General features: G+C 75.0%; 27 protein-coding genes and 1 pseudogene. 17 read left to right on the forward strand and 11 right to left on the reverse strand.

The genetic code is table 11. From position 1 onward, the window contains the following. Positions 1-48: 48 nt before the first annotated feature. Positions 49-777 carry a TetR/AcrR family transcriptional regulator gene (locus H505_RS0109745; protein ID WP_026401820.1) on the reverse strand — a complete coding sequence of 243 codons (729 nt, stop codon included), beginning with the start codon at positions 775-777 and terminating at the stop codon, positions 49-51. A 92-nt stretch (positions 778-869) separates the two neighbouring features. Here H505_RS0109745 and H505_RS0109750 point away from each other — a divergent pair, with 92 nt between their 5' ends. Then, a complete protein-coding gene (locus H505_RS0109750; RefSeq protein ID WP_026401821.1) occupies positions 870-1,622 on the forward strand; it encodes a siderophore-interacting protein in 753 nt (250 codons plus the stop codon). Between the two features lie 22 nt (positions 1,623-1,644). Here the strand turns inward: H505_RS0109750 and H505_RS0109755 are convergent, their stop codons facing one another. Further along, a complete protein-coding gene (locus H505_RS0109755) occupies positions 1,645-2,265 on the reverse strand; it encodes a TetR/AcrR family transcriptional regulator (protein WP_051300486.1) in 621 nt (206 codons plus the stop codon). A 44-nt stretch (positions 2,266-2,309) separates the two neighbouring features. Between H505_RS0109755 and H505_RS0109760 the strand changes: the two genes are divergently transcribed. Both H505_RS0109760 and H505_RS0109765 read left to right on the forward strand, forming a co-directional pair. Beyond that, positions 2,310-2,942: a maleylpyruvate isomerase family mycothiol-dependent enzyme gene (locus H505_RS0109760; RefSeq protein WP_026401823.1), complete on the forward strand. Its 633-nt coding sequence runs from the start codon at positions 2,310-2,312 to the stop codon at positions 2,940-2,942. A gap of 120 nt (positions 2,943-3,062) precedes the next feature. Beyond that, positions 3,063-3,347: a hypothetical protein gene (locus tag H505_RS0109765; RefSeq protein ID WP_026401824.1), complete on the forward strand. Its 285-nt coding sequence runs from the start codon at positions 3,063-3,065 to the stop codon at positions 3,345-3,347. 22 nt (positions 3,348-3,369) lie between these two features. Here the strand turns inward: H505_RS0109765 and H505_RS0109770 are convergent, their stop codons facing one another. After that, the gene (locus H505_RS0109770; protein WP_026401825.1) at positions 3,370-3,993 is read right to left on the reverse strand and encodes a TetR/AcrR family transcriptional regulator; all 624 of its coding nucleotides are present in this window, start codon (positions 3,991-3,993) and stop codon (positions 3,370-3,372) included. Positions 3,994-4,060: 67 nt separating this feature from the next. Here H505_RS0109770 and H505_RS0109775 point away from each other — a divergent pair, with 67 nt between their 5' ends. Further along, positions 4,061-4,942 (forward strand): Vgb family protein, encoded by an 882-nt coding sequence (locus H505_RS0109775; protein WP_026401826.1) that lies wholly within the window; start codon positions 4,061-4,063, stop codon positions 4,940-4,942. A gap of 58 nt (positions 4,943-5,000) precedes the next feature. After that, on the forward strand, positions 5,001-5,789 hold the full coding sequence (locus H505_RS0109780; RefSeq protein WP_026401827.1) for an RNA ligase family protein: 789 nt from the start codon (positions 5,001-5,003) through the stop codon (positions 5,787-5,789). Positions 5,790-5,828: 39 nt separating this feature from the next. Here the strand turns inward: H505_RS0109780 and H505_RS40955 are convergent, their stop codons facing one another. After that, positions 5,829-7,430 carry an ATP-binding cassette domain-containing protein gene (locus H505_RS40955; protein WP_051300487.1) on the reverse strand — a complete coding sequence of 534 codons (1,602 nt, stop codon included), beginning with the start codon at positions 7,428-7,430 and terminating at the stop codon, positions 5,829-5,831. A gap of 72 nt (positions 7,431-7,502) precedes the next feature. On the opposite strand from H505_RS40955, the gene H505_RS0109790 reads away from it, so the two are divergent. From H505_RS0109790 to H505_RS0109820, 7 genes are all read left to right on the forward strand, one after another. Next, positions 7,503-8,180, forward strand: coding sequence for a TetR/AcrR family transcriptional regulator (locus H505_RS0109790; RefSeq protein WP_026401828.1), 678 nt, complete (start codon positions 7,503-7,505; stop codon positions 8,178-8,180). A gap of 166 nt (positions 8,181-8,346) precedes the next feature. Then, complete coding sequence (locus H505_RS0109795) at positions 8,347-9,537, forward strand: AAA family ATPase (protein WP_084550077.1); 1,191 nt, start codon at positions 8,347-8,349, stop codon at positions 9,535-9,537. A 60-nt stretch (positions 9,538-9,597) separates the two neighbouring features. Beyond that, entirely contained in the window at positions 9,598-10,401 is an 804-nt protein-coding gene (locus H505_RS0109800; RefSeq protein WP_051300488.1) for an SDR family oxidoreductase, read from the forward strand. 183 nt (positions 10,402-10,584) lie between these two features. After that, positions 10,585-11,082 (forward strand): phage holin family protein, encoded by a 498-nt coding sequence (locus H505_RS0109805; protein WP_084550043.1) that lies wholly within the window; start codon positions 10,585-10,587, stop codon positions 11,080-11,082. Continuing rightward, positions 11,079-11,558: a DUF3618 domain-containing protein gene (locus tag H505_RS52320; protein WP_034517318.1), complete on the forward strand. Its 480-nt coding sequence runs from the start codon at positions 11,079-11,081 to the stop codon at positions 11,556-11,558. Before H505_RS0109805 ends, H505_RS52320 begins: the two co-directional genes overlap by 4 nt. Before the next feature lies 1 nt (position 11,559). Then, positions 11,560-12,555 carry a YihY/virulence factor BrkB family protein gene (locus H505_RS40965; protein WP_064743572.1) on the forward strand — a complete coding sequence of 332 codons (996 nt, stop codon included), beginning with the start codon at positions 11,560-11,562 and terminating at the stop codon, positions 12,553-12,555. A gap of 55 nt (positions 12,556-12,610) precedes the next feature. Further along, complete coding sequence (locus H505_RS0109820; RefSeq protein ID WP_026401832.1) at positions 12,611-13,186, forward strand: GNAT family N-acetyltransferase; 576 nt, start codon at positions 12,611-12,613, stop codon at positions 13,184-13,186. A gap of 57 nt (positions 13,187-13,243) precedes the next feature. Here H505_RS0109820 and H505_RS0109825 read toward each other — a convergent pair whose 3' ends face one another. Continuing rightward, complete coding sequence (locus H505_RS0109825; RefSeq protein WP_245592475.1) at positions 13,244-14,206, reverse strand: helix-turn-helix transcriptional regulator; 963 nt, start codon at positions 14,204-14,206, stop codon at positions 13,244-13,246. A gap of 80 nt (positions 14,207-14,286) precedes the next feature. Here H505_RS0109825 and H505_RS40970 point away from each other — a divergent pair, with 80 nt between their 5' ends. Beyond that, the gene (locus tag H505_RS40970; protein ID WP_051300489.1) at positions 14,287-15,114 is read left to right on the forward strand and encodes an alpha/beta fold hydrolase; all 828 of its coding nucleotides are present in this window, start codon (positions 14,287-14,289) and stop codon (positions 15,112-15,114) included. Here H505_RS40970 and H505_RS0109835 read toward each other — a convergent pair. Then, the gene (locus H505_RS0109835) at positions 15,101-16,426 is read right to left on the reverse strand and encodes a cytochrome P450 (protein ID WP_051300516.1); all 1,326 of its coding nucleotides are present in this window, start codon (positions 16,424-16,426) and stop codon (positions 15,101-15,103) included. The two genes, H505_RS40970 and H505_RS0109835, sit on opposite strands and share 14 nt — an antisense overlap. Positions 16,427-16,707: 281 nt before the next feature. Here H505_RS0109835 and H505_RS0109840 point away from each other — a divergent pair, with 281 nt between their 5' ends. Together H505_RS0109840 and H505_RS40975 are read left to right on the forward strand one after the other, a co-directional pair. Next, positions 16,708-17,742, forward strand: coding sequence for an alpha/beta hydrolase (locus tag H505_RS0109840; protein ID WP_026401835.1), 1,035 nt, complete (start codon positions 16,708-16,710; stop codon positions 17,740-17,742). Positions 17,743-17,953: 211 nt separating this feature from the next. Continuing rightward, complete coding sequence (locus H505_RS40975; RefSeq protein ID WP_211238435.1) at positions 17,954-18,322, forward strand: LysE family transporter; 369 nt, start codon at positions 17,954-17,956, stop codon at positions 18,320-18,322. A gap of 28 nt (positions 18,323-18,350) precedes the next feature. Here H505_RS40975 and H505_RS40980 read toward each other — a convergent pair whose 3' ends face one another. After that, a complete protein-coding gene (locus tag H505_RS40980; protein ID WP_084550045.1) occupies positions 18,351-19,790 on the reverse strand; it encodes an AI-2E family transporter in 1,440 nt (479 codons plus the stop codon). Between the two features lie 169 nt (positions 19,791-19,959). Between H505_RS40980 and H505_RS40985 the strand changes: the two genes are divergently transcribed. Then, on the forward strand, positions 19,960-20,379 hold the full coding sequence (locus H505_RS40985; protein ID WP_051300490.1) for an acyl-CoA thioesterase: 420 nt from the start codon (positions 19,960-19,962) through the stop codon (positions 20,377-20,379). A gap of 85 nt (positions 20,380-20,464) precedes the next feature. Beyond that, positions 20,465-23,224: a hypothetical protein gene (locus H505_RS47470; protein WP_157432952.1), complete on the forward strand. Its 2,760-nt coding sequence runs from the start codon at positions 20,465-20,467 to the stop codon at positions 23,222-23,224. A gap of 4 nt (positions 23,225-23,228) precedes the next feature. On the opposite strand, the pseudogene H505_RS52670 reads toward H505_RS47470, so the two are convergent. The 4 genes and pseudogenes from H505_RS52670 to H505_RS0109875 all read right to left on the reverse strand — a co-directional run. After that, positions 23,229-23,348 (reverse strand): annotated as a pseudogene (locus tag H505_RS52670) (hypothetical protein); the annotation flags it as partial. A 27-nt stretch (positions 23,349-23,375) separates the two neighbouring features. Then, complete coding sequence (locus tag H505_RS0109865) at positions 23,376-24,134, reverse strand: ABC transporter permease (protein ID WP_026401837.1); 759 nt, start codon at positions 24,132-24,134, stop codon at positions 23,376-23,378. Further along, complete coding sequence (locus H505_RS0109870) at positions 24,131-25,675, reverse strand: ABC transporter permease subunit (RefSeq protein ID WP_026401838.1); 1,545 nt, start codon at positions 25,673-25,675, stop codon at positions 24,131-24,133. Before H505_RS0109870 ends, H505_RS0109865 begins: the two co-directional genes overlap by 4 nt. Then, positions 25,672-26,607, reverse strand: a complete 936-nt coding sequence (locus H505_RS0109875; RefSeq protein WP_026401839.1) for an ABC transporter ATP-binding protein — start codon at positions 26,605-26,607, stop codon at positions 25,672-25,674. Before H505_RS0109875 ends, H505_RS0109870 begins: the two co-directional genes overlap by 4 nt. Between the last annotated feature and the right edge of the window lie 27 nt (positions 26,608-26,634).

Here is a 26,634-nt window from a genome sequence, read left to right on the forward strand (position 1 = left end):
TGCTGTGTGAGGGCCTGCTGTGTGAGGGGCTGGGGCGGTTCGGGCCGGTCAGGCGGGCGGGGTGTACTCCAGGCCGAGCATGCCGGAGAGCTCGCGGAGTGTCTCCTCGTAGATCGGGGCGACGTCGGAGTAGATGAAGTCCAGCTGGTTGAGGACTTCCATGCACAGCAGTCCCCACAGCCGGATCCAGCAGGTCATGGCGACGTGCAGGGCTTCGGGGGGCAGGTCGTGGCCCTGCGCCCGGATGTGGTCGCCGAGCTGCGCGCGGACGGACGGGTCCAGTTCGTCGGGCGCGGGGACGGGGAAGGGCGCGGTGGCCCACAGGTCCCGGACCTGCCCGAGGAAGACCATCCCGAAGTCGTTGGCGGCCCGGTTGCGGGGCGTGTCGGGGTGCAGCCGGGCGGACTGGGCGGCGGGGACCGCGCTGGCGAAGATCCACTCGAACTCGGCCGGGTGGTCGACCGCCCAGCCGCGCATGGCGCGGCAGGTGGCCAGCAGGCGCTCGCCGGGCGCGGCGTCCGCGCGGGCGTCGCGGGCGTCCTCCATGGCCGCGGTCAGCTCGCGGAAGAAGTCGGCGGTGACGGCGGCGACGAGCTCGTCGTGCGAGGAGAAGTAGTGGTAGAGCGCGGGGCCGCTCATGCCGATCTCGCGCGCGACGGCGTTGATCGTCACGGCCGCGGGTCCGCGGGTGGTCAGCAGGCGGCGCGCGGCCTCCCGGATCTCGGTGAGCGTGGCCTCCCGGAGCCTGGCGCGGCGGGTGGAGCGCTGTACGGCCAACGAACGTCCTTTCTCGGCGGCGACCTTGACACCCTACTGCCCCTATGTTTCCTTAGAGCTTCTAGAAAAATTAGAACCTCTAAGGAGGGCGTGTGGCCGTGAAGACGCTCAACCCGCTGGCGGGGGCGTTCGCGAAGTACCGGCTGGAGGCGACGGTCGCCGAGACCGGGGACGTGACGCCGACGATGCGGCGGATCCGGCTGGTGGCCGACGGGCCGATCGACTTCCCGTACACCCCGGGCCAGCACGTCCGTGTCGAACTGCTGGACCCGCGGTCGGTGCAGGGGCTGCTGCGCCCGGGAGAGACGCTGCGCACGTACACGATCTGGGACCTCGACCGGGACGCGGGTGCGGTGGAGCTGCGCGCGCACCTGTACGACGGGGACGGCATCGGCCTGCGGTGGGCGCGCACGGCCGCGCCGGGCGACCGGGTGCCGCTGTGGTGGCCGCAGGGCTCGCTGTTCACCCGTCCGGCGCCGTTCCACGTGTTCGTCGGGGAGGAGACGGCGGGCGCGGCGTTCGGGCCGATGCTGCGGGCGCTGGATCCGGCCGCCCGGGTGTTCGGGGTGCTGGAGAGCGAGTCGCCCGAGCACGACATGCCGCTGCCCGGCCCGCACCGGCTGCGGCGCGTGCACCGGCACGGCGCGCCGGCGGCGTCGTCGCCGACGCTGGCGGCGGCGGTCGCGGGGCTGGACCTGCCCGGCACCGACGGCGCCGCCTACGTCGCCGGCGAGGCCCGCACCTGCCGGCTGGTGCGCGACCACCTGGTCCGCGAGCGCGGCTGGGACCGCCGGTCGATCAAGGTGAAGCCGTTCTGGGCCCCGGGCAAGCGCGGCCTGCACTGAGGTCGGGCCGGGCCGTCGCTGTTCAGGGCGGGCCGAGGACCCCGGGCCCGGCCAGGGCGCGGGCGGCGTCGGCGAAGAACCGCTCGGTCGCGTCGGGCGCCAGTCCGAGCGTCACGCCCTGGCTCAGGCCCACCAGCAGGGCGCGCAGGGCGGTGGCCAGCCGCGCGGCCTGCGCCGGGGTGACCGCGGCGGGCGGCGGGCCGTGCCGGCGGCCGGTGAACAGCGCGGCGAGCCGCTCCTCGTGGGCCCGGACGGACGCGGCCAGGCGGGTGTGCAGGTCGGGGTCGCGCAGCGCCATGTCCTGCAGGCTGAGCTGGAACGACAGCTGCTGCGCCGCGTCGGGGGCCTCGCACGTCCGGCGGTAGTGGCGCGCGAACGCCTCGACGGCCCCGGTGAGGTCGAGGTCGCCGGGGACGGCGGCGTCGAACGCGGCGTAGTACGGGTCGAGCTCGTCGGCGAGCAGCTCGACGAACAGGGCGTTCTTGCTGCCGAACAGCGAGTAGACGGCGCCGGTGGTCAGGCCCGCGCGCGCCGCGATGTCCTCGAGCCTGGCGCGGTGGCCGTCCCGCGACACCGCCTCCCGGGCGGCCTCCAGCAGCGCCCGCCGGTTGCGCTCCTTGGTCTGCGCCCTCGTCAGTCTCATAATCCTATTATTACAGTAATCTGATTATCGAGATGGAGGCCGAGATGGACATCAGAGACGAGATCGCCGCGGAGCGGCGGGAGCTGGCCGAGATGCTGGAGGCGCTGCCCGCGGCGAGCTGGGACGCGCCGAGCCTGTGCGCGGGATGGCGGGTGCGGGAGGTCGCCGCCCACATGTCGATGGGGTTCCGGTACTCGTTCGCCAAGGTGGCGTCCGAGCTGGTCAGGGCGCGGGGGCTGCACCGGATGACCGACCGCCTCGCCCGCCGGGACGCGGCGGCGATGACGCACACCGAGACGGCCGCCGCGCTGCGCGACAACGCGCGCCACCCGTGGAAGCCGCCCGTCGGCGGGATCACCGCGGCGCTCGGCCACGACGTCGTCCACGGGCTGGACATCGGCGTCGCGCTCGGACTGGACCGCCGGGTGCCGCACGAGCGCCTGCGCCCGCTGCTGGAGAGCGTCACGCCCCGGACGGCGAAGTTCTTCGGGGCCGACCTCGGCGGCGTGGAGCTGCGCGCCGACGATCTCGACTGGTCGTTCGGGAGCGGGACGCCGCTGACGGGCTCCGCCCAGGATCTGCTGCTCGTCGCCTACGGCCGCGCGCTGCCGGCCGGACGGCTGGGCGGCGACGCCCGCGAGCGGTTCACCCTGCGGGACGCGGGCCGGGTTTCCTGACGTCCCGCTCCCTCCGGCCGACACCCGGGGGCGTTCCTTGGCCCGCGCATTGCCTTACCCGTGGGCCGAGGGGGAAGTGAGCCGTCGGAACACCCGGAAGAGCACAGGGAGCGGATCATCATGGTGAAGCAGCTGCAGAAGATGGGCTTGTCGTCGAACGTCATGTACGCGATGGGTTTCACCTCGATCGGCCTGTCGGTGGCCGCGTGGGCCGCGTCGCTGCAGATCGAGTCGGCGGGCATGGAGCGGGCGGACCGCTGGGGCATCTTCGTCGGGCAGTGGGCCCCGACCTTCTTCGCGCTGGGCTGCGCGATGCGCATGGAGGAGCAGTGGGGCGCCCGCGGCCGGCACGAGGAGTCGGCGTACGAGGCCGGGGAGATCCGCGAGCCCATGCACGTCGGCTGAACCCCGCGGCCGGTGCGGCGCGTCAGGGGGCGAGCGCGCCGGCGCGGGCGGCCGTGCAGGCCGCCGCGGCGGCGCGGTCGGCGGCCGCCTCGTCCAGCGGCTCGCCGGTGACGAACAGCCGGTAGTACAGCGGCGCCACCGCGATCCGGACGACCTCGGCGGCGTCCGTCCCGGGCGGGACCTCGCCGCGCGCGACGGCCCGCTCGACGACGACCGCGGACTGCGCGTGGCGGCGCTCGAAGAACCGGTGCAGGGCGTCGGCGGCGGCGCCGCTCTGCCCGGCGGCCAGCACGAACGCGCGGGAGACCGGGCCCTCCCGCGGGTCGGCGAACCCGTCGCGGACGAGCCGGGCGAGAGCGCGCAGGTCGCCGTCCAGGGTGCCGGTGTCGGGGACGGGCCAGGGGTCGGCGGCGGCGATCTCGAGGGCGTCGGCGACGAGGCCGTCGGCGTCGCCCCAGCGCCGGTAGACGGTCGTCTTGTGGACCCCGGAGCGGGCGGCGACGCCCTCGACCGTCAGGCCCCGGTAGCCGTGCTCGGCGAGGACGGCGAGGGTCGCGCCGCGGACGGCGTCGCGGACGCGAGCCGTCCGGCCGCCCGGCCGCGCGCGGCCCGGCCCGGCGGCGTCCGCTGGCTCCGGCGGGTTCATACCGGAAACCTAACACAACAAAAGTTGCGTTAGTCTTCTCGTCGCACACCCGGCGACCGGAGGACGCATGCCGCACGTCACGATCGAGGAAATCACGGTGTCGGGCCCCGACGAGGGCCCGTACGCGATCACGGCGGGCCCGGACGGCGCCCTGTGGTTCACGCTGGTGCACGCCGGCCGGATCGGCCGGGTGGCGCCGGGCGGGCGGGCCGTCCTGCACCCCGCCGAACCCCTCGACGGCGACCCGATGATCATCACGGCGGGCCCGGACGGGGCGCTGTGGTTCACCGAGTTCCAGGGGAACCGCATCGGCCGCGTCGACCCCGGCGGCCGGATCGTCCGCCATCCGGTGCCGGACGGCGGCGGCCCCTGCGGGATCGCCGCGGGCCCGGACGGCGCCCTGTGGTTCACCCTCATGCACACCGGCGAGCTCGGCCGGATCGACACCGACGGCCGCATCACGCGCGTGCCGGTCCGGGGCGGGATGCCGTCGATGATCACCACCGGCCCGGACGGCGCGCTGTGGTTCACCCTCAACCAGGGCAACGCGATCGGCCGCGCGACGCCCGCCGGCGACGTGGCCCTCCACCCGCTGCCGCACGCGGGCGCCGCGCCCGTCGGGATCACCGCGGGCCCCGACGGGGCCCTGTGGTTCACCGAGATCGGTGCGGGCCGGATCGGGCGGATCACCACGGACGGCGAGGTCGCCGAGTTCGCGCTGCCCGACCCGGCGGCGCGCCCGCACGCGATCACGGCGGGCCCGGACGGCGCGCTGTGGTTCACCGAGTGGGGCACCGCGCAGGTGGGCCGCGTCACGGTGGACGGCGCCGTCGAGGAGCACCCGCTGCCGACGCCCGGCTGCGAACCGCACGGCATCGCCGCCGGGCCCGACGGGGCCCTGTGGGTCGCGCTGGAGACCGGCGCCCTCGCCCGCGTCCACCCCGGTTGACCGCCCGTCCGGGGAAAACCGGTTGGCACGCCGGGCGCCGTTCGTTAGAACGGTCCGCATGCTCCGCAAGTACCCCCGCACCCGGCACATCGAGGGATCCCGGCTGCAGCCGGGCGACCACGACCTGGCGGCGGCGCCGTTCCGGGAGGTCGCCGGGCGTTTCCTGGTGGTGGAGGAGAAGCTGGACGGCGCCAACTGCGGCATCAGCTTCACCGCCGACGGGGAACTGCGGCTGCAGAGCCGCGGGCACTACCTGACCGGCGGCCCCCGCGAGCGGCAGTTCGGTCCGCTGAAGGCGTGGGCGGCGTCGGTCCAGCACGTGCTGCGGGAGCGGCTGCGCGACCGGTACGTCATGTACGGCGAGTGGCTGTACGCCAAGCACACCGTCTTCTACGACGCGCTCCCCCACTACTTCTGCGAGTTCGACGTCCTCGACACCGCCGACGGGACGTTCCTGTCGACGGCGCGGCGCCGCGAGCTGCTGGCGGGGACGCCGGTGGTGCACGTCCCGGTCCTGCACGAGGGGCCCGTCGGCGGCCTGGCGGAGCTGACGGCGCTCGTCGGGCCGTCCACGTGCCGGACGCCGCACTGGCGGGACGCGCTGCGCGCGGCGGCGGAGGCGGGCGGCGCCGACCCCGCCCAGGTGGAGAAGGAGACCGACGCGGCCGAGGAGATGGAGGGCCTCTACCTGAAGGTGGAGGAGGACGGCCGGACCGTCGACCGGTTCAAGTGGGTCCGGGCGAGCTTCCTCACCGCCATCCTGGACTCGGGGACGCACTGGCGGGAGCGCCCGATTGTCGCCAACGGCCTCGCCGACCCGGGGGTCCTGTACGCGGGCGCTCACTGAGTCCCGTTTCACCGGCCGCCCTGCCGCTCTTTTCGGCGCTCACCCTCCTTCCGGGCGAGTCGGGCCGTTCACCTGCCACGTCGGAGCGGAGCGGTGGTGGACGGCGCCGTCCGGATCGAAGACGAGGTAGCGGTCGAAGTCTTCGGCGAACCAGCGGTCGTGCGTCACGGCCAGGACGGTGCCCTGGTAGGCGGCCAGGCCGTCTTGGAGGGCTTGGGCGCTGGCGAGGTCGAGGTTGTCGGTCGGCTCGTCCAGCAGGAGGAGGGTGCAGCCGGACAGCTCCAGCAGCAGGATCTGCAGCCGCGCCTGCTGCCCGCCGGACAGGGTGTGGAAGGGCTGGCGCCGCGTGGGCGCGAGTTCGTATCGGGCCAAGGCGCGCATGGCGTCGTTGAGGGTCGTCCCGAAGTCGGTCGTGATGATCTCGTCGGGTGTGCGGTCGCGCAGGTCGGGGCGGGTATGGGTCTGGACGAAGCGGCCGGGAGCGACGCGGGCGCCCAGTCGCGCCGTGCCTCGGTGAGGGACCGAGGACGGGTCGTCGAGCAGCTTGAGGAACTGTGACTTGCCCGACCCGTTCGCGCCGAGGACGGCGATGCGTTCGCCGTACCAGACTTCCAGGTCGAACGGCTTGGTCAGGTCGGCGACTTCGAGTCGTTCGCAGACGACGGCGCGTTTGCCGGTGCGTCCGCCGCGCAGGCGGACGCGGATGTTCTGCTCGCGCGGTGGCGGCTCGGGCGGTCCCGCCTCCTCGAAGCGGGCCAGGCGGGTGCGCGCGGCCTGGTAGGACGAGGCGACGGCGTCGCTGGCGGCGGCGCGCCGGCGCAGCGTGTGGACCAGGCGGCGCAGCCGCGCGTGCTCGTCGTCCCAGCGGCGGCGCAGTTCGTCCATGCGGGCGGCGCGGTCGCGGCGCGCGGCCGGGTAGGCGGCGAAGCCGCCGCCGTGCACCCAGACCGTGCCGGACTCGACGGTGATGATCCGGTCGGCGGCGCCGGCGAGCAGGCGGCGGTCGTGGGAGACCAGCAGCACGGTCTTGGCGGTGGCTCGCAGCCGTTCCTCCAGCCACTGCTTGCCGGGGATGTCCAGGTAGTTGTCGGGCTCGTCGAGCAGCAGGACTTCGTCGGGTCCGCGGAGCAGCGCCTCCAGCATGAGGCGCTTCTGCTCACCGCCGGACAGCGTTCCCGCGGGCCGGTCGCGGACCTGCTCATACGGCAGGCCGAGCGCCAAGGTCGTGCAGGCGTCCCAGACGACTTCCAGGTCGTAGCCGCCCGCGTCGGTGAAGTCGCCGATGGCCTGGGCGTAGGCCATCTGGCTCTCCGAGGCGCCGGTCAACGCGGCTTCGGCGCGGGCGAGCGCGTCGGCCGCCGCCTTGATCTGCGGGGGCGCGACCGCCAGGAGGAGTCGGCGGACGGTGCGGTCCTCCGGAGTGAACTGGCGCATCACCCCGAGTCCGCCGGTATTGGCGATCTTCCCCGCGGAAGGGGCCAGTTCCCCGGCGATGAGCCTGAGCAGCGTCGTCTTGCCACCGCCGTTCGGGCCGACCAGGGCCGCCTTCGCGCCCTGCCCCACACGGAAGGACACCCCGCGCAGCAAGGGCCGTCCATCCGGCAGCGCATAGGCCAGGTCGCTCACATCGATGTGCCCCACAACCACCTCTGAACGTTGATCGGGTCACTAGAACGTTGATCCGGTAGTAGTTCACCGTACTAGAGTGGGCGCATGGGAACGAGCCGAGCGGGCGACATCTGGTCGAAGCAGCCGCGCGGGCGACGGGAAGCGCCGCCGCTGTCGCGGGAACGCATCGTCGCCGAAGCGATCGCGCTCCTGGACGAGGAGGGCGCGGACCGGCTGACCATGCGGCGGCTGGCCGAGCGGCTCGGCACCGGCTCGACCACGCTGTACTGGCACGTGGACACCAAGGACGACGTGCTCGACCTGGCCCTGGACACGGTGTTCGCCGAGGCCGAGGTCCCGCCGGCGACCGACGACTGGCGCGCCGACGTCACCGCGATGGTGGAACGGTGGCGCGCGGTGATGCTCCGGCACCGCTGGACCGCGACGCTGATGGGCCGGCCGATGCTCGGGCCGAACGTCCTCACGCGGACGGAGTTCCTGCACGCGGCACTGCGACGCGCCGGACTCGCGGGCGCGCCGCTCACCGCCGCCGCCTACGGACTGTCGCACTTCGTGGTCGGGGCCGCGGTCAGCCAGCTGTCCTGGCAGGGCCGGGACGAGTCGTCCATCCGCGATGCCGCCGACAAGATCCTCGCGGCGCACCGCGAGGCGTACCCGACGCTGGCCGCGCACGGGCATCCCAGCGACAACGACTGGGACGAGGCGTTCCACCGCGGCTTGGGGTACCTGATCGACGGCATCCGCGCGAACACCATCGGATAGCCGGACCACAGCCCGGTTCGCGGTGTTGGAACGCCCCGGCCTTCAGGTGGCGTTCGCACCCGGCCCCGTGACGCGCGCCGAGTCGTTCGCCGCCCTGCAGGAGCGCCGGGCGGACGCGCCGGAAAAGCGGATGACCCGCGTCCGCGGTCGCCCGTACGGTTGCCGGATGCGCTCTCGGCAGCCCGGAGGGGAGCCCTCCCCCAAGACCCTCTCCCGAACGTCTCCCGAACCGCCGCCGGTGTTCGCCGAGCTGTGCCCGGCGCCGCCGAACTGGGAGGTGCCGTGGCCGCGGATCCGGGACGCGTTCGCGTGGGTGCGCGACATGGCGGGCGTGCCGCAGGACGCCGTCTACCACGGTGAGGGCGACGTCGAGGTGCACACGCGGATGGCGTGCGAGGCGCTGGCGGACCTGCCGCAGTGGCGGGCGCGCCCGGCGGACGAGCGGGTGCGGCTGTTCGCGACCGTCCTGATGCACGACATCGCCAAGCCGCACTGCACCCGCACCGAGGACGGCGGGCGCATCACCGCGCGCGGGCACTCGCGGCGCGGCGACCTGATGGTGCGGCGGATCCTGTGGGAGATGGGCGCGCCGGTCGCGTGGCGCGAGCACGTCGCCGCGCTGATCCGGCACCACCAGGTGCCGTTCTGGGCGCTGGAGCGGCCCGACCTGCAGCGGATCGCGTTCCGGGTGAGCCTGCTGGCCCGCAACGACGACCTGGTGCTGCTGGCGTCGGCCGACATCCTCGGCCGGATCTGCCCCGACACCGAGGAGCTGCTCGACAACGTCGGCCTGTACGGGGAGTACTGCGCCGAGCAGGACTGCCTGGACGGGCCGCGCGCTTTCCCGTCCGACCACGCCCGGTTCTGGTACTTCCGCAAGCCCGACCGCGACCCCGCCTACGCCGCCTACGACGACACGCGGCTGACCGCGACGATCCTGTCGGGGCTGCCGGGCGCCGGCAAGGACACCTGGATCGCGGCGAACCGCCCGGACGTCCCGGTGGTGAGCCTGGACCGGCTGCGCGCGGAGATGGGCGTCTCCCCCGCCGGCGACCAGCGGGCGGTGGCGGCGGCCGCGCACGAGCTGGCGCGCGAGCACCTGCGGGCGGGACGGTCGTTCGTGTGGAACGCCACGAACGTGTCGCGGTCGCAGCGCGAGCTGTGCACGGGCCTGGTCGCCGGGTACCGGGGGCGGGTCGAGGTGGTGGCGCTGGAGGCGCCGCCGGACGTGCTGCGGGACCGCAACCGGGGCCGCGCCGCGCCCGTCCCGGACGCGGTGATCGACCGGCTCGTCCGCCGGTGGGAGACGCCCGACCCGACCGAGGGGCACCGCGTCGACTGGCTGGGCACGGCCTGATCCGGGACCGTCCCGGGGGTCGCTTTGACAGGTGATCGCGGCGGGCGGGAAGGTCGTGCCGTGAACGATGCCGCAGGTGACGGGAACGAACACGGAACCGGACCCGACGGGACGGGCCGGGTCGCGCTGGTGACCGGGGCCGGTTCGGGGATCGGCGCGGCGGTCGCGGCCGCGCTGCTGGACGCGGGATGGCGCGTCGCGCTGGCGGGGCGGCGCCCCGACCGGCTGGAGGAGGCGGCGCGGCGGTCCCGGGCCGCGGACGGCCGCGCGCTGGCCGTCGCCGCCGACGTCGCCGACCCCGCGTCGGTCGAGGCGCTGTTCGGGGCGGTCGCCGACCGGTGGGGGCGGCTGGACCTGCTGTTCAACAACGCCGGGGTGTTCGGGGCGCCCGCGCCGGTCGAGGACTTCGGGCTCGAGGAGTGGCGCCGCGTCGTCGACACCAACCTGACGGGCGCGTTCCTGTGCGCGCGGGCGGCGTTCCGGGCGATGAAGGAGCAGGACCCGCGGGGCGGGCGCATCATCAACAACGGGTCGCTGGCGGCGCACACGCCGCGGCCCCGGTCGGTGGCCTACACCGCCAGCAAGCACGCGGTGACGGGGCTGACCAAGTCGCTGTCGCTGGAGGGGCGCCCGTACGGAATCGCGTGCGGGCAGATCGACGTGGGCAACGCGGCGACGGAGATGACGGGCGGGTTCGCGTCCGGGGCGCTGCAGGCGGACGGGTCGGTGCGCGCGGAGCCGGTGATGGACGCCGCGCACGTCGCGCGGGCCGTCCTGTACATGGCGGGGCTGCCGCCGGAGGCGAACGTGCAGTTCATGACGGTGATGGCGACGACGATGCCGTCGTTCGTGGGCCGCGGCTGACGCCGTCCCGGTCATCCCCCTTCGCGCCGGGTGGTGCGGTAAAGAACCGTTCTGCGGCGCCGCCATGCGGGGTCGATCGGGTGCGGGGCCCGCGCCCCGGGCGGGCCGACGTTTAGGTCCGGGGCAGGGGGAACGCCTCTACCGCGCTTCGTAACCACTGGACGCGGGAGGGAGCCGGAAGCGATGACGATCATGCGGCCGGCACAGGACGGCAGAGGCGGCGCGGCCGGCGCCGCCATTCACGGGGACGGGCAGGCGGCCGGTAACGCGGCAGCCGGGCGGGTGGAGACCGGGCGGCACGAGCCGGGCACCGGCGAGCTCGTCCGGCAGGCGACCCAGCAGGTCTCGGACCTGATGCGCGCGGAGCTGCGCCTGGCCGTCGCCGAACTGAAGGACAAGGGCAGGCACGCCGGGACGGGCGCCGGGCTGTTCGGCGGCGCCGGCCTGGTCGCCCTGTACGGGCTCGGGGCGCTGCTGGCGGCGGCGATCGCGGCGATCGCGCTGGTGCTGCCGGTGTGGGCGGCGGCGCTGATCATGGGCGGTGCGCTGCTGCTGGTCGCCGGGGTGCTCGCGCTGATGGGGCGCGGCCAGACCCGGCGCGCGACGCCCGCCATGCCCGAGCGGGCGGCCGAGGAAGCGCGGCAGACCGTCACGGAACTGAAGGAGAGGGCGCACCGATGAGCAGGCACGGCGCCGTTGCCGGCACCGAGGAGCTGCGGCAGGAGGTCGACCGGGCCCGCCACGACCTCGGCGAGACCGTGGAGGCGCTGGCGGCCAAGGCCGATGTGAAGGCGATGGCGCGCGAGCGCGTCGACCAGGCCCGGACCCGCGCGATGGACGCGGTGGGGTCGGCGCGGCAGGCGGCGTCCTCGCGGGCGTCGTCGGCGCGGGCGGCCGCGGCGTCGCCGCAGGGCGCGGCGCGGGCGCGGCAGGGCGGCGCGGCGGTGGGCGCCGCGGGGGCCGCGGCGGCGCTGCTGACGGTGTGGCTGAGGCGGCGCCGCGCGCCCGCGGTGCGGGTGCTGACGCGGCGTACGCAGCGGGCCCCGGTCAAGGTGCGGCGGACGGGCGCTGGCCGGACGAACTGGACGCCGGTGGCGCGCCTCACCGGGGCGCGGCGGAGCCGTTCGCGCACGCCGTCGGCCTGGACGCGCCGCTGAGATGCCCGGCGCGCGCGGCCGTCCCGGCGGGCTCACCGACATGCCCGCGTCGGGCTGGCGCGGGGCGGTCAAGCGGACGTTCGGCGAGTTCAAGAACGACAACCTGCAGGACTACGCGGCGGCGCTCACCTACTACGCGGTGCTGTCGATCTTCCCGGGGCTGCTGGTGGTGGTGTCGGTCGTCGGGCTGGCGGGCCGGTCGACCACCGACGACCTGATCGCCGAGCTGGGCGGGATGGCGCCCGGCGCGGTGAAGGACCTGCTGATCGGCGCGGTCCGGCAGCTGCAGGGCTCCGGGGGCGCCGGGATCGCCGCGGCCGCGGGCCTGGCGGGCGCGGTGTGGTCGGCGTCGGGGTACGTCGGGGCGTTCATGCGGGCGTCCAACGTCGTCTACGACGTGCCGGAGGGGCGCCCGTTCTGGAAGATGGTGCCGCTGCGGCTCGGGATCACGGTGCTGACGCTGGCGGTGCTGGCGGCGTCGGCGATCGCGGTGGTGGTGTCGGGGCCGCTGGCGCGCGAGGTCGGGGACCTGCTGGGGCTGGGGTCGGCGGCGGTGACGGCGTGGCAGATCGCCAAGTGGCCGGTGCTGCTGGTGGTGATCAGCCTGCTGTTCTCGCTGCTGTACTGGGCGGCGCCGAACGTGCGCCGCAGGTTCCGGTGGGTGACGCCGGGCGGTGCGGTGGCGGTGCTGGTGTGGCTGGCGGCGTCGGGTCTGTTCGCCCTGTACGTGGCGGGCTTTTCCAGCTACAACAAGACCTACGGCAGCCTCGCCGGTGTGATCGTGTTCCTGGTGTGGCTGTGGATCAGCAATCTGGCGATCCTGCTGGGCGCGGAGCTGAACGCCGAGCTGGAGCGGGGCCGGGCCATCCAGGCCGGGGCGTCCGCCGGGGAGGAGCCCTACGTGGAGTTCCGCGACACGCGCGCGTTCGGTGAGCAGGAGCGGCGCGGGCCGCCGGGAGGCGGGCGGCGGGCACGACCGGGGCCCGGACCGTCCTGACTCGACCGTGTGAAACGGGTCGCCCGACCCCTAACCCCCTGATTAGGATCTTTGCGTGCTGCGTCCCGCTTACCCCATCGAGACCGAGCGACTCACCCTGCGGCCCTTCCGCGAGGACGATCTGGAAGGGCTGTACGCGTACCAGTCGCTGCCCGAGGTGGCGCGCTTCCTGTACTGGGAGCCGCGGAACCTGGAGGAGTCCAGGTCGTTTCTGAAGGAGAAGATGACGGCGGCCACGGTCGAGCGGGAGGGCGACTGGCTGGTGCTGGCGGTGGTGCTGCGGGAGACGGGCGCCCTGATGGGCGAGGTCAACCTGCAGTGGCGCAGCCGGGAGCACCGGCAGGGCGAGATCGGCTACATCTTCAACCCGGCGTTCCACGGGCAGGGGTTCGCGACGGAGGCGGCCGAGGTGGTGCTGCGGCTGGGGTTCGAGGGGCTGGACCTGCACCGGGTCGTGGGCCGGCTGGACGGCCGCAACGCCGCGTCGGCGCGGGTGCTGGAGCGGCTGGGGATGCGGCGCGAGGCGCGCCTGGTGCAGAACGAGATGGTCAAGGGCGAGTGGACCGACGAGGTCGTGTACGCGATGCTGCGGGAGGAGTGGGAGCGCCGCGCCCCCCTCACCGGCGGCTGATCCCCCGCCCGGCCCCCGTCTTGGCGGCCGTCTTGGCGGCCGTCCCGCGCGGGGCGGTCAGGGTCGGCGTCCGGCCTGCTCGTCCAGGAGGCGGGCGAGGTCGCGGACGTGGCCGCGCAGCGCGTCGGGGCGGCGGACGACGAACGGCGCGCCGAGCCCGGCGAGCATCCGCGCGGCGCCGTCGAGGCGTTCGGCGCGGGCGGTGAGCACGACGGCGCCGTCGCGTCCGGTGAGCGTGGCGACCGACGGCGGGAACGCGCGGCGCGCCTCGGCGAGCGTCGTCTCCAGCACCGCCTCGATCTCGTGGGCGTAGGGGACGGCGGCCAGGGATCGGGTGACGTGCGCGACCGGGTCGACGTCGCCGGGCGGTTCGAACCGTTCGGGGCGCGGTTCGGCGGACGCGACGCGGTCGACGCGGAAGGTGCGGGTCTGGCCGCTGCGGTGGTCGTGCCCGGTGACGTACCAGCGTCCGGAGTGGAACACCAGCCCGTAGGGGTCGAGGTCGCGTTCGGTGTCCTCGCCGCGCCAGGACCGGTAGCGCAGGCGGACGCGGCGCCGCTGCCGGGCGGCGCCGGCGAGGGCCAGGACGGCGCCGGTGTCGGGGGCGTCGGCGTCGCGGGCGGCGAAGGTGAACCCGAGGGTGTCGCGGAGGGCCTGGACGCGGTCGCGCAGCGCGGCGGGCAGGACGCGCTGCACTTTGGCGAGGGCGCTCTCGGTGGCGTGGCCGGGCAGCCCGAGGCGGCGCCCGGCGAGCAGGCCGAGGACGACGGCGGCGGCCTCGTTGTCGGTGAGCATCAGCGGCGGCAGCTTGTATCCGGGCATGAGCCGGTAGCCGCCGTGGCGGCCGCGTTCGGCGGTGACGGGGACACCGAGTTCGCCGAGCCGGGCCGCGTAGCGGCGGACGGTGCGCTCGTCCACGCCGAGGCGGCGGGCGAGGTCGCGGCCGCCGAGGCGGTGGTGTGCCTGCAGCAGTTCGAGCATGGCCAGCAGGCGGGTCGTCGGGTGTTCGGGGTGTGACACGGGCCACTCACGTCATCCGGGCGGGGTCTGTCCGGTATTCACCGTAGCGTGTGCCGTACCGACGAGGGAGGGGGCCGGATATGGCGACGTTCGTGCTGGTGCCGGGGTTCTGGCTGGGCGCGTGGGCGTGGGACGAGGTCGCGGCGGAGCTGCGCGCGGCGGGCCACGAGGCGGTGCCGGTGACGCTGACGGGCCTGGCGGAGCGCGCGGGCGAGGCGGCGCCGGAGGTGGGCGTGGACACCCACGTCGCCGACGTCGTCGCGGCGGTCGAGGGCGCGGCGCGGGAAGCGGCCGAGCGGGGCGGCGGGGGGCGGGTGGTGCTGGTGGCGCACAGCGGCGGCGCGATGGCGGTGACGGGCGCGGCGGACCGGGTCCCCGAGCGGGTCGCGCGGATCGTCTACGTCGACACCGGGCCGATGCCGTCGGGGATGGCGAACATCGACTTCCACGAGCCGGGGGCCCGCGCGGAGCTGGAGCGGCGGGCGGCCGAGGACGGCGGGGGGTGGCTGCTGCCGGTGCCGCCGTTCGCGCCGGGCGGGGGTTCCGGCGAGGGCGCGGGTGATCTGGCGGGGCTGTCGGAGGGGCATCTGGCGGCGTTGCGCGAGCGCGGCACGCCGCAGCCGTTCGGGACGGTGACGCAGCCGCTGGAGCGTCCCGATCCGCCGCCGGAGACGCCGCGGACGCTGATCGCGACGTCGATCCCGCTGGAGGCGGTGCGGGCGATGGCCGAGGGCGGCCATCCGGTGTTCGCGGCGATGGCGGGGCCGGGGTGGACGCACCGGTCGCTGCCGACGGGGCACTGGCCGATGTTCTCGCGGCCGCGGGAGCTGGCGGCGCTCCTCGCGGCGGACGCGCCGGACGCCCCGGACGCGCCGGACGCGTCCGGGGAGGCGGTCAGGGGGCGGTGAAGGTGCAGGGCAGCCGCTTGTAGCCGTTGATGAGGCTGGACATCAGCCGGTCGGGCTCCCCGGCGGCGCGCAGGTCGGGGAGCCGGGTGAACAGCTCGCGGAACATCACGGTGATCTCGCGGCGGGCGAGGTTGGCGCCGAGGCAGAAGTGGGGTCCCGGTCCCCCGAAGCCGACGTGCGGGTTCGGGGAGCGGGTGATGTCGAAGACGTCGGGGTCGGTGAAGACGGTCTCGTCGCGGTTGGCCGAGTTGTAGAACAGCATGACCTTGTCGCCCGCGCGGAAGGCGTGGCCGTTCATCTCGTGGTCGCGGGTGAGGTTGCGGCGGAAGCAGATGACGGGCGTGGAGTAGCGGACGATCTCCTCGACGGCGCCGCCGATGCGGCCGTCGAAGTCCTCGAGCAGCAGGTCGCGCTGGGCGGGGTTGTCGGTGAGCAGTTCCAGGCCGTGCGCGATGGCGGTGCGGGTGGTCTCGTTGCCGGCGACGACGAGCAGCAGGAAGAAGGTGCCGAACTCGCGGGTGGTGAGCTTCTCGCCGTCGATGTTGGCGTTGACGAGGGCGGAGGTGAGGTCGCCGGTGGGCTCGGCGGCGCGTTCGCGGCCGAGGCGGGCGGCGAGGCGGTGCAGGTCGCGGCCGGCGAGGGCGACCTTGGCCAGGCCGAGGCCGGTGCGCAGGCGCCCCATGTCGGGGGTGATGCCGGTGTACTCGGGGTCGGAGTTGCCGAGCACGATGTTGGTCAGCCGCACGACCCGCGGGTGCAGCTCGTCGGGGATGCCGAGCATGTCGCAGATGACCTCGACGGGGAGGCGGACGGCGGCGTGCGCGACGAAGTCGAGGGGTTCGTCGGCGGGGCGGGACGCGCGGGCGGCGATGAGCTCGTCGACGATGCGGGCGGCGCGGGCGGCGATGTCGTCCTCGGTCTTGGCGAGCATCCGGGGGCTGAACGCGCGCGACACCACCCGGCGGATCTTGGCGTGCCGCGGGTCGTCCATGTTGATCATGGAGTTGACGTAGCGGTCGAGGAAGCCGGGCGAGTCGATGACGGTGGTGGCGTTCGGCTCGCTGGAGAAGACCTGCGGGTTGCGGGACGCCTCGGTGACGTCGGCGTGGGTGACCAGTGCCCAGTATCCGGCGCCGCGGCCGGTGAACGGGACGGGCGGGTCGGCGAAGAACGCGGGGGCGCCGCGGGCGCGCAGCGCGGCGAACGCGGCGGCGCGCTCGTCCAGGGGGCGGCCCCAGAAGCGCAGGTCGCTCAGGTCGATGTCGCGGGGGTCGATCTCGCCGATCGTCCCGCCGTCCTGCCGGGTGGTCATCGCCGCGTCCTCCTCGCCGGATCCGCCCCCCATGCTCGAGTAATCGCTTGCTTACGGTCAATACGGGCGGCTGTGACCCACGCCACGCACCGCCGACGCGCCCCCGCAGGCCCCGGCGCGCTTATCACGGCACCGCCGGCACCGGGAAGGACTCACTTCTCAACAGTGCTCCGCCGGTTTCTTATTACGGCGCCTTGTAGATCATTTAGCGGGAGGCGAGGACACTCGGCGGGAGCCGCGCGGCCCGTCCGGGGGCGGCGCCCAGTGCGCGAGGTGAGTCGATGACGCCGTCCGTCCCCAGCCAGTCACGCCCGGCCCGCGGGAGCCGCCCGGCGACGTCCGGCGCCCTCGTCGCGGTCCTCGTGGTGGGGGGCGGCGTGGGGATCGGCGCGGGCACCGCGGGCGCCGACGGCCCCGTCCGCGCCGACACCGGCGCGCGGATCGTCGCCGAGACCGGCCTGGACGGCAACGACGTCGACATCACCATCGACTCCCCCTCGCTGGGCAAGCGCGTCAAGGCCCGCGTGCTGCTGCCGGAGAACTGGACCCGCGGCGCCGCCCGGACCTGGCCGGTGCTCTACGCGTTCCACGGCGGGCAGGACGACTACACCTCCTGGGCCCGCAACACCGACATCGAGGCGTGGGCCCGCGCCTACGACGTCATCGTGGTCATGCCGGAAGGCGAGGACGGCTCCTACGCCGACTGGTACAACTACGGCAAGGGCGCCACCCCCAAGTGGGAGACGTTCCACACCGCCGAGGTCCGGCAGCTGATCGAGCGGAACTACCGCGGGGGCGCGCGCCGCGCCGCGATCGGCAACTCCTCCGGCGGCGCGGGCGCGGTGTCCTACGCCGCCCGCCACCCGGGGCTGTTCGGCTACGTGGCGTCGCTGAGCGGCGTGCTGTCGATGCGGCAGCCGGGCATCCCGGCGATGCTGATGTTCCTCAACGCCGGCAACGGTCAGGACCCGTTCGCGATCTGGGGCATCCCGTGGGCCGACGACGCCAACTGGAAGGCCCACGACCCGCACACCCTCGCGCCGAAGCTGCGCGGCACCGGCCTGTTCTTCTCCGCCGGGACCACGGGCCGTCCCGGACCGGGCGACCCGAACGTGGCGCCGTGGGACATCGGCCTGCTGAGCGAGATCGTGATCGGCGCCAACAACAAGGAGTTCAAGAAGCGCCTCGACGAGCTGAACATCCCCTACACCGCGCACATCTACGGCGACGGGCGCCACAACTGGCCGGCGTGGGTGCGGGAGAGCAAGTTCGTGTGGCCGACGCTGATGAACTCGATCGGCGCCGCCCGCCTCTGACCCCGGGCGTCCTCGCCTCACCGCGGGGAGGACGCGGGAGACCGCCCGTGCGCGGGGCGAGGACCCGCCCGCGTCGCCGCCTGCGCCCGCGGCACGGTCCAGGGGCATGGCACCGCGGTCGAGAGACGGGCGCGTGGGCCGGTGACAAGGCCCGGCGGCTCTCCGCTGCGAGCACTCAGGTGCCCGACGAACGCCCCCAGGAGGTTGACCGGTGATCACTTTGGCCGCGGTCGCCGGAGTGGCCCTGGTCGAACTCGGCATGGCCCTGACTCCGGGTCCGAACATGGTCCACCTCGCCTCCCGCGCGATCGCTCAAGGCCGCAGGGCGGGCCTGGTGAGTCTCGGCGGGACCGCCGTGGGATTCGTGGTCTACCTGCTCGCTGCGGCTGCGGGCCTGTCCGCGTTGTTCACCGCCGTGCCGGTGGCGTTCACGGTGGTCAAGCTCGCCGGAGCCGCCTACCTGGCCTACCTCGCCTGGGGCATGCTCAGGCCCGGTGGCCGCTCGCCCTTCGCCCCGTCCCGCACTCCTGTGTCCGGTCTGAGCCAGGCACGCGTGCCTGTGGCGCCTGTCCTGCTTTGAGGGACGGGTATCGGACCCGTGGCCGGCCTCACCCGTCGCGGGTGCCGCCCCCGGGCCCGTCGGCAGGTCCGTTCCCGGTGCCGTCCTGCGACCCCGGTTCGCCGCCGGGGCGGTCGCGGCGGCGCCACCGGGCGCGGCGGGCGGGCGGCTCGGTGAGGGGGTGCTCCTCGATGTCGTAGCGGCGGATGTAGGCGCCGGCGAACGCCTGGACGCTGGCGCCCAGCGGCAGCGCGAGCAGCACCCCGAGGGGCCCGACGACGGCGGCGCCGGCCAGCACGAGCCCGAACGCGACCGCGGGGTGCATGGCCATCGTGCTGGCGGTGATGCGGGGCTGCAGCAGGTAGTTCTCGAGCTGCTGGTAGCCGATGATGAACAGCAGCATCCACAGCGCGGTGGTGGGCGCCGCGGTGAGCGCGACCAGTACCGGCACCGCACCGGCCAGGTAGGTGCCGACGACGGGGATGAACTGCGACAGCACCCCCACCCACAGCGCGAGCGTCGCGGCGTAGGGGACGCCGAGCCCGGCCATCGCGATGTAGTGCGCGACGCCGGAGACCAGGGCGAGCAGGGCGCGGGAGTAGATGTAGCCGCCGGTCTTGTCGACGGCGATCTCCCAGGCGGTCAGGACCTGCCGCTGCCGGTGCGGCGGCAGCACCGAGCAGACCGTCCGGCGGAACTGCGGGCCCTCGGCCGACAGGTAGAACGTGAACAGCAGCACCGCGAACGCCTTGAACACCACTTCGAAGGCGGTGGCGCCGATCACCCACACGTTGCCCGCGAGCGCCGACAGCTGCCCCGACAGCTGCTGGGTGACGGTGGGCAGCCGCTGGAACAGCGTCTCGCGGGACAGCTCGGTGCCGAAGGTGTCGTTGATCCAGTCGATGACGCCGGTGACGTAGCCGGGGAACTCGTCGATGAGGTTGCTGGTCTGGGTGGCCAGCAGCGACCCGATGCCGCCGAGGAACCCGGCGAGGCACGCCGCGATGACCAGGAACATCAGCGCGGTGCCGGCGCCGCGCCGCCAGCCGCGCCGGGCGAGCCAGTTGACGGCGGGTTCGATCGCGAACGCCAGGAACAGCGAGGTGAGCAGCAGCACCAGCAGCTCGCGGAGGCGTTCGACGATCCACAGCCCGGCGACGAACGCCAGGGTGATCGCCCCGGCGAGCACGAACGCCTTGGGCAGCCACGGCGGCATCCGCCGCGCCTCCCGGCCGCCCGCGTACTCGTCCGGGGGGACGGCGGGCGGCCCGGCGCCCTCGGACAGGGGCCCCATGGGCATGGTGTCTCGGGGCGCGGTGTTCTCGGGCGGTCCGGCGGTCGCGCCGTGCCCTTCCGCGCCGTGCCCTTCCGCGCCGGGGGCGGGCGCGCGGGTGATCCCCCCGGCGGGTTCGCCGCCGGGGGCGCCGGGCGCGCCTTCGGGGCCGCCGGCCGGTGCGTCCTCGGGCCGGTCGCCGGGCGGGTCGGGCATGTCCGCACGCTAACCGCGGGAGGGCGCCGTGACCGCGTGCCCGCACCCTCCGTGGAGGCAACCTTTGCCGAGACTTCAGCCGCCGGCACCACCCGCAGGCACGCCCCGGGAGACCGGCGGCGCGGCTCGCCCCGCCGGGGATGCGGGGATTCGCGGGAGGATGGGCGCCATGGGAGAGATCTTCACTCACCGGCTGCGGGTCCGCTACAGCGAGTGCGACCAGCAGGGCGTGGTGTTCAACGGGCACTACCTGTTCTTCTACGACGTGGCGTTGACGGAGATATGGCGGGAGCTGATCGGCGACCCGGGCGCGATGGCGCGGGACGGCTACGACCTGGTGGTGGCGGAGGCGCGGATCCGGTTCCGTGAGGGCGCGCGGTTCGACGAGCTGCTGGAGGTGCGGATGCCGGTGGCGCACGTGGGCGTGACGAGCATGGTGGTGCGTCCGGAGTTCCGGGTCGGCGAGCGGCTCCTGGCCGACGGGGAGGTGCGGCATGTGTTCATCGACCCGGCCGGCACGGGCAAGCGGGAGATGCCGCCGCAGGTGAGGACGGTGCTGGAGGGGCTGCACGCGGTGAACGGCGGGTGACGGACGCCCCGCCCCGCGGCCCCCCGCCGCGGGACGGGACGTCGCGATGACGGCGGATCGCCCGGGGAGGACTACTATGCGCCGGGTGAGCTGGCAGGGGGCCGGGGCGCAGCCCGGCGGAACCGGGAGCGGGCCGGGCGGAGATCTGTTCGCCTCGGTCGAGGGCAACGTGCGTGAACTGGTGGCGTCCCCGTGGTGGCAGACGGCGCCGCCCGCCGAGCGCGCCGCGCAGATCGCGGCGCGGATGCTGTGGGGCGCGGGCGAGTGGTGGCTGTACGGCGCGTGGGGCCGCTGGTACCGGTGCGGGCTGGACGGGGCGTGGCACCCGTGCCCGCCGCCGGCCGACCCGGCCGACCGGGCGGTGGCGGTCCCGGCGCAGCGCGGCGCGGGGACGCCGCCGCTGCCGCCGCAGCTGTTCCCGACGGGCCCCGACCTGGCGGCGGGCCGGGTCGCGCCGCTGGGGTTCCTCGGCCCGGTGCCCGACACCTCGGTCGTGGCGCGGGTCTCGCAGGCGATCACGACGGCGCTCGCGGTGAACCCGGCTCAGTTCGCGCAGCGCGACCCGATGTTCCAGCCGGGGACGCCGTCCACGATCGCCGCCGCGTGGGGCGCGCTGCTGTGGTGCGCGGGATCCCCGGTGGTGCTGACCGAGCATCCGCTGATCGAGTCGTTCATCCCGTTCCTGACGACCCCGGCCGAGCGGCTGCACTGGATGATGCCGCCGGACTTCGGGACGCTCGCCGGCTACTACGTGCACCGGCTCGGCGCGGGCGACGGCGGCGGCGCCGCCCACATCGCGCGGGTGATGTACGAGGTCGCGGCGGGGCTGCAGGCCGACCCGCGGTTCCGTCCGGGCGCGGACGCGCTGGCGGCGGTGACGGCGGCGTCGCTGCGGATGGTGAACCAGGACATGGCGACCGTCCGGTACGGGCCGGAGGCGATCCTGCAGGAGTGGCGGCGCCGCTGCCCGGCCGAGTTCGCCACCCCGATGGTCCGCGACACCTCCCCCGGCGAGTTCCTGCGGCTGGCCCTGTACGACCTGCAGCAGATCGTCGCGCAGATCACCGGCCCGCGGCGGCCGGCGGCGGGCGGCCGCGCCCACGACGAGGTGCGCCGCGCGGGGGTGGCGGTGCTGGCGGCGGACCTGCAGGCGGCGCCGGGCGCGCTGCCGGCGCTGCAGCGGTGGCTTGACCCCGACGGCGCCCGCACGGCGCAGGCCGTCCTGAGCGACCCGGCGCACCCGGGGCGGGCGCTGTGGCCGCGGGACGGGCGGCTGCCGGAGGCGCTGCGCACCGATGACGCCGACCTGCTGGCGTCGCTGCTGGCGACCACCTACACGCTGGGGCTGACGTGGTGCCGGCTGGCGCAGGTGCCGCCGCCGGCGACGGGGTTCGCGGTGCCGCAGGCGGCCGCGGCGGAGCTGACGTCCCCGGCGATGCACAGCCCGCCGTCGACCGACGAGCTGTCGGCGTGGGACATCATCAAGGCGGCGCGCGCGCACATGGCGGCGGAGCGCGCCGCGTCGGGCGGCGACGAGCCGGTCGCGCCGCGCGCGGTAGCGCAGCGGGAGCCGTCGGGGCCGCCGCCGGCGGCCGCACCGGTCGAGCCTCCCGCGGCGCCGCCCGTCTCCCCCGCGCCCGCTCCGGCGCCGGAACCGGCGGCCCCCGCACCGGACCCGGTCCCGGCCGCTCCGGTGCCGCCGCCGGAACCGCCGCCTCCGGCGTGGCCGCAGGCCGAGCCCGCGGCCGCGGCGCCCGACGCCGGCGCCGGTCCCGAACCGCAGTGGCCGGGCGAGCCCCGCACGCAACTGGACTCCGGCGGGTTCCGCACCCAGCTCGACCCGGCACCGGCCTGGCCGGGCGCGGGCCCGGCCGCGGCGCCGCCCGAACCGGCCCCGGCGGCGGCCGACCCCGCGTCGCCCCCGCCGCCTCCGGTGCCGGACTGGGCGCGGGACGCCGACCGCGAGGCGGGCGGGGAACTGCCGCCGCCGCCCGCGCCGGTGCCCGCTCCGCCGCCGCCGCTGCCCCCGGCGCCCGCCCCCGACCAGGGCGCGCACGTCGCCGAGGCGTACGGGATCCGGTTCCTGTGCGGCGCCGACGACATCGAGCGGGTCGTCACCGAGGTGCGGCGTCGCGGCAAGTGGGCGCGGCGGCTGCGCGGGCAGCAGGTGTCGAGCGCGTCGGCGCCGGCGCTGCTGCTGATCGGCGGGCCGTCCAGCGGGCAGCGGCGGCTGGCGCGGATGGTGGCGCGGGCGCTGGCGGAGGTGGAGGCGTCCAGCGGCGAGGTCCGCGCGGTGCACGCCGAGGACTTGCGCGAGCGCGGCCCGGAGGGGCTGCGTGCGGCGCTGGAGGAGCACGCCGGGCACGTCCTGCTGCTCGACGGGCTGGACGCGCTGATCCTGGACGAGGACCAGGGCCCGGCGTACGCGACGGTGCTGTACCGGACGCGACTGGAGGGCGTGAACGACACGGCGCTGCTGGGCACGTGCGGCCCGGACCGGGTCGGCGAGCTGTCGGCGGCGTCGCCGGAGCTGGTGACGGACCTGCGTGCGGTGCGGCTGCCGGATCTGGCCGAGCCGCGGGCGCGGGCGGCGCTGGTGGGGCTGCTGGCGCAGGAGCGGTCGCTGCGGCTGGGCGCGGACGCGTGGGCGGTGGTCGACCGGGAGATCGGCGGGCTGCGGCCGCGGGGCCGGCTGACGGGCGCGCGGCTGGTGGAGGCGTATCTGGACCGGGCGGCGACGCGGCGGCTGGGCAGCGCGGAGGAGACGCAGGCGCTGGAGGAGGAGACACTGTCGCTGACGGCGTCGGATTTCGCGGGGCTGGCGGCGGAGCTGTCGGGCCGCTGACCGGTCACGGCCGCGCGCGTGTATCGGGTGGCCGCCCGGCGGAGACGTTGCGCTCCAGCAGGCTCGCCTGTGAACTCAGCAGGTCGCACAGAACCTCCCGGTCGGCGAGGGAGCGGGCCACGACGCCGGCGAACCGCTCGGCGCGCCGGCGCTAGGCGTCGCGCGTGCACAGCAGCAGACCGCCGGTCAGCAGCGCCGCGGCGGCCCACCCGGCGGTCACACCGAGCCCGGCCCAGGGGCTGATGGGCAGGCCGCCGAGATCGGTGGTGGCCTGGATGGCGAGCCCGGCGCTCATCGGCGCGATCTTCTCCAGCAGGCGCTGCCAGTCCGGGTCGCTGATGGTCCGGGAGACGATCGGGACGATGTAGAGCAGGCCGAGGACGACGCCGATGCTGGTGGCCGAGTCCCGCACCGCGGTCGCGACACCGAGGCTGAGAAGGCCGATCAGGACCAGGTAGAGGACCGTCCCGACGACCGCGCGCAGCGTCGGCCCGTCGGCCAGGGACAGGGCCCGGTCGCCGGGGTCGGGCAGGATGAGCCGCCCCGCGAGCACCGCCCCGAGGACGGCGACGGTCCCGCCGACGGCCACGACGCCGGTGAGAGCGACGGCCTTGGCCGCGAAGACCGTCGCCCGCCGCGGCACCGCCGCCAGAGTGGTGCGGATCATGCCCGAGCCGTACTCCCCGCTGACGACCAGCACCGCCAGGACGGCGACCAGCGCCTGGCCGAGGTAGACGCCCATGAGGGTCAGCTTGGTCGTGTCGCCGCCGCAGCCGCCGGCCGTGCAGTTCACCACCGACGTCGCCCCGGCGCCAAGGGCCACCGTCGCCGCGACGGTGCCGAGCAGCAGCCACAGCGGGCCGGCGACGGTCCGCATCTTCGTCCATTCCGCGTGCAGGGCGAGTCTCACGCGTCCCTCCTGCGGAGCAGGACCGCGGCCACGGTCAGACTCACCACCGCGTAAGCGGCCAACACGGCGAACCCGGCCCACGGCGCCAGCGGGTAGTAGCCGTTGTACGGCGTGTAATGGCCTGCGACCTGGTCGTACTCCACAAGCGTCTGCTGGACGGCGAAGGCCGCCCCCGGTGTCACCCGGGCCAGCCAGTCCGCCACGCTCGCGGGCATGAACGGGATGGCCATCAGGATGTAGGGCAGCACGATGGCGACGACGACGGCGGTGACCGCGGCGGCGCTGTGCCGCAGGACGGCGCCGACGGAGAGGGCCAGGACCGAGGCGGTCGCGAGCAGCGCCGCGGTCCCGAGCGCCACCCGCAGTTCGGTCGCGGACGACACCGGGAAGATGTAGACGCCGTTGTCGCGGGCGAGCCGCTCACCGAGCGGAGTCGCGAGGATCGCCCCCGCCAGCCCGGCGACGAAGGTGACGCCCCCCAGCACGATCGCCTTGGCCACCAGCACCCGGCTCCGCCCCGGACTCGCGGCCAGGGTGAGGCGGATCATCTTGTTGCCGTACTCCGTGGTGATGAACAGCGCCCCCACGACGATCACCGCGATCAGCGCGGCGAAGGTGCCGGTGAGAATGTCCCGGAGGGTGCCGCCGGTCGGCAGGGTGTCGCGGATGGCGGGCGCTATGTCGCCGGCGCCGGTCACCGTGAACCCGCCGTCGGATCCGGTGAACGACCCCGATGTGTTCTCCGGGTAGCCGGCGAAGCCGGGGGACTGCGCTCCCACCTGGTCACCGGTCCACCTCCCACCGGTCCGCCCACCATCGGCCCAGCCCCCTTGGACGCGAAGATCCCCGAAGGCGGCCGTCGAGACGCTGCCGCGCGTGCCCATGCCGTCCAGGGCGGGCGGGGACGCGACGAACAGCCCGACCTGCACGGTCGATCCGAGCCCGCTCACCCGCGCGGCGCCCACCTCGGTCCAGTTCGTGCCGTCGGTGGAGGCATAGCCGGTGATCGTGTCGCCCGAGCGGTCCAGCCGCAGCCGGCGGGGGGACTCGGCGGAGACCGGGCCGGGAAGGCCGGCCGTGTCGTTGACGTAGGCGTCCTGCATCCGCACGCCGTGGCCGCCGGTGACCATGATCGCCGCGTAGGGTGATCCCTGGCGGGTGCTCTCCTTGATGATGAGCCCGGCCTTCGCCCACGGCACGGTGCCGGGCCGCAGGTCCCCGGGTCCCTCGGGGATGCTGCTCTCGAGCTCGGAGACGGAGACGGTGATGCCGCCGTCCCCGGTCAGCGGCTGGTGCACGAAGTAGAAGCTGTCGGTGACCGGCGCACCGCCCGGCCCGGTCGGAACGGGCGGTGCGCCCTTCTGATCGCTGCTGAACCCGGCGAGCACGGCGAACAGCACCGGCAGCAGCGCCGCGGCCACCATGCCGGTCCCCCAGCCGCGGACGGTCCGGAACTTGGTCCATTCCGCGTGCAGCACCTGGAGGAAGCCGTCCCGCCCGACCCGTCGGCCGGAGCGGTGAGACGTGGCGGTGGGGGTCACCGCGGGACCTCCGTGGGCGTCGCGGCGCGGAACTCGACCGCCTCGCGGGTGAGCTCCAGGTAGACGTCCTCGAGGGTGGCGCGGTGGGCCGATACCTCGGAGAACGGCACCGCGCCCTGGCTGAGCAGCGTCACGATCCGATCCGCGGGCAGGCCCGAAACGGTGATGGTGTCGCGTCCGGTGGCCGTCGCGGTCGCACCCGCATCCGCGAGCACCCCCATCGCGTGCGTCCCGGCCGCGGTCCGCACGGCCACCCGGTTCCTGGAGGCGGCCGCGATCAGGTCGGCCACGCCGGCGTCGGCGATGGCCTTGCCGCGCCCGACCACGACGAGGTGGTCGGCGGTGTCCTGCACCTCGCTCATCAGGTGGCTGGAGACCAGCACGGCGCGGCCCTGAGCGGCCAGCGACCGCAGGAAGCCGCGCATCCAGACGATGCCGTCGGGGTCCATGCCGTTGAACGGCTCATCGAGCATGATGATCGGCGGGTCGCCCAGCAGGGCCGCGGCGATCCCGAGCCGCTGCCGCATGCCCAGCGAGTAGCCGCCGGCCTTGCGCCGGGCCGCCGGGGCCAGGCCGACCTGCTCGATCACCTGGTCCACCCGCCGCGCGGCCAGGCCCTGCGAATGCGCCAGCCACAGCAGGTGGTTGCGGCCACTGCGGCCGGGGTGCGGCGCTGCCGCGTCCAGCAGTGAACCGACATGGTTCAGCGGCCGCCGAAGACTGCGGTACGGCTTGCCCTCGATGAGCGCGGTGCCTTCCTCGACCGCGTCCAGGCCGAGGATCACCCGCATCGTGGTGGACTTCCCGGCCCCGTTCGGCCCCACCAAGCCGGTCACCACTCCCGGGCGGACGGCAAAGGACATGCCGTCGAGGGCCAGGTCCGGCCCGTACCGCTTGCGCAGCCCGGCGGCGACGATCCCCGGGGCACTCATCGCAGCGAGCCCATGGTTCGCAATGCA

Source organism: Actinomadura rifamycini DSM 43936 (genome assembly GCF_000425065.1).
GTDB classification, from domain to species: Bacteria; Actinomycetota; Actinomycetes; order Streptosporangiales; family Streptosporangiaceae; genus Spirillospora; species Spirillospora rifamycini.

Bases quoted from the DNA above. Each gene is read 5' to 3' on its own strand.
- H505_RS52320 (WP_034517318.1), top strand. From the start codon at position 11,079: ATGAGCAGGCACGGCGCCGTTGCCGGCACCGAGGAGCTGCGGCAGGAG.
- H505_RS40980 (WP_084550045.1), bottom strand. From the start codon at position 19,790: ATGCCCGACCCGCCCGGCGACCGGCCCGAGGACGCACCGGCCGGCGGC.
- H505_RS40970 (WP_051300489.1), top strand. From the start codon at position 14,287: ATGGCGACGTTCGTGCTGGTGCCGGGGTTCTGGCTGGGCGCGTGGGCG.
- H505_RS0109755 (WP_051300486.1), bottom strand. From the start codon at position 2,265: ATGAGACTGACGAGGGCGCAGACCAAGGAGCGCAACCGGCGGGCGCTG.
- H505_RS0109770 (WP_026401825.1), bottom strand. From the start codon at position 3,993: ATGAACCCGCCGGAGCCAGCGGACGCCGCCGGGCCGGGCCGCGCGCGG.
- H505_RS40965 (WP_064743572.1), top strand. From the start codon at position 11,560: ATGCCCGGCGCGCGCGGCCGTCCCGGCGGGCTCACCGACATGCCCGCG.
- H505_RS0109775 (WP_026401826.1), top strand. From the start codon at position 4,061: ATGCCGCACGTCACGATCGAGGAAATCACGGTGTCGGGCCCCGACGAG.
- H505_RS0109790 (WP_026401828.1), top strand. From the start codon at position 7,503: ATGGGAACGAGCCGAGCGGGCGACATCTGGTCGAAGCAGCCGCGCGGG.
- H505_RS0109795 (WP_084550077.1), top strand. From the start codon at position 8,347: ATGCGCTCTCGGCAGCCCGGAGGGGAGCCCTCCCCCAAGACCCTCTCC.
- H505_RS0109760 (WP_026401823.1), top strand. From the start codon at position 2,310: ATGGACATCAGAGACGAGATCGCCGCGGAGCGGCGGGAGCTGGCCGAG.
- H505_RS0109835 (WP_051300516.1), bottom strand. From the start codon at position 16,426: ATGACCACCCGGCAGGACGGCGGGACGATCGGCGAGATCGACCCCCGC.
- H505_RS0109765 (WP_026401824.1), top strand. From the start codon at position 3,063: ATGGTGAAGCAGCTGCAGAAGATGGGCTTGTCGTCGAACGTCATGTAC.
- H505_RS0109875 (WP_026401839.1), bottom strand. From the start codon at position 26,607: ATGAGTGCCCCGGGGATCGTCGCCGCCGGGCTGCGCAAGCGGTACGGG.
- H505_RS0109805 (WP_084550043.1), top strand. From the start codon at position 10,585: ATGACGATCATGCGGCCGGCACAGGACGGCAGAGGCGGCGCGGCCGGC.
- H505_RS0109780 (WP_026401827.1), top strand. From the start codon at position 5,001: ATGCTCCGCAAGTACCCCCGCACCCGGCACATCGAGGGATCCCGGCTG.
- H505_RS0109840 (WP_026401835.1), top strand. From the start codon at position 16,708: ATGACGCCGTCCGTCCCCAGCCAGTCACGCCCGGCCCGCGGGAGCCGC.
- H505_RS40985 (WP_051300490.1), top strand. From the start codon at position 19,960: ATGGGAGAGATCTTCACTCACCGGCTGCGGGTCCGCTACAGCGAGTGC.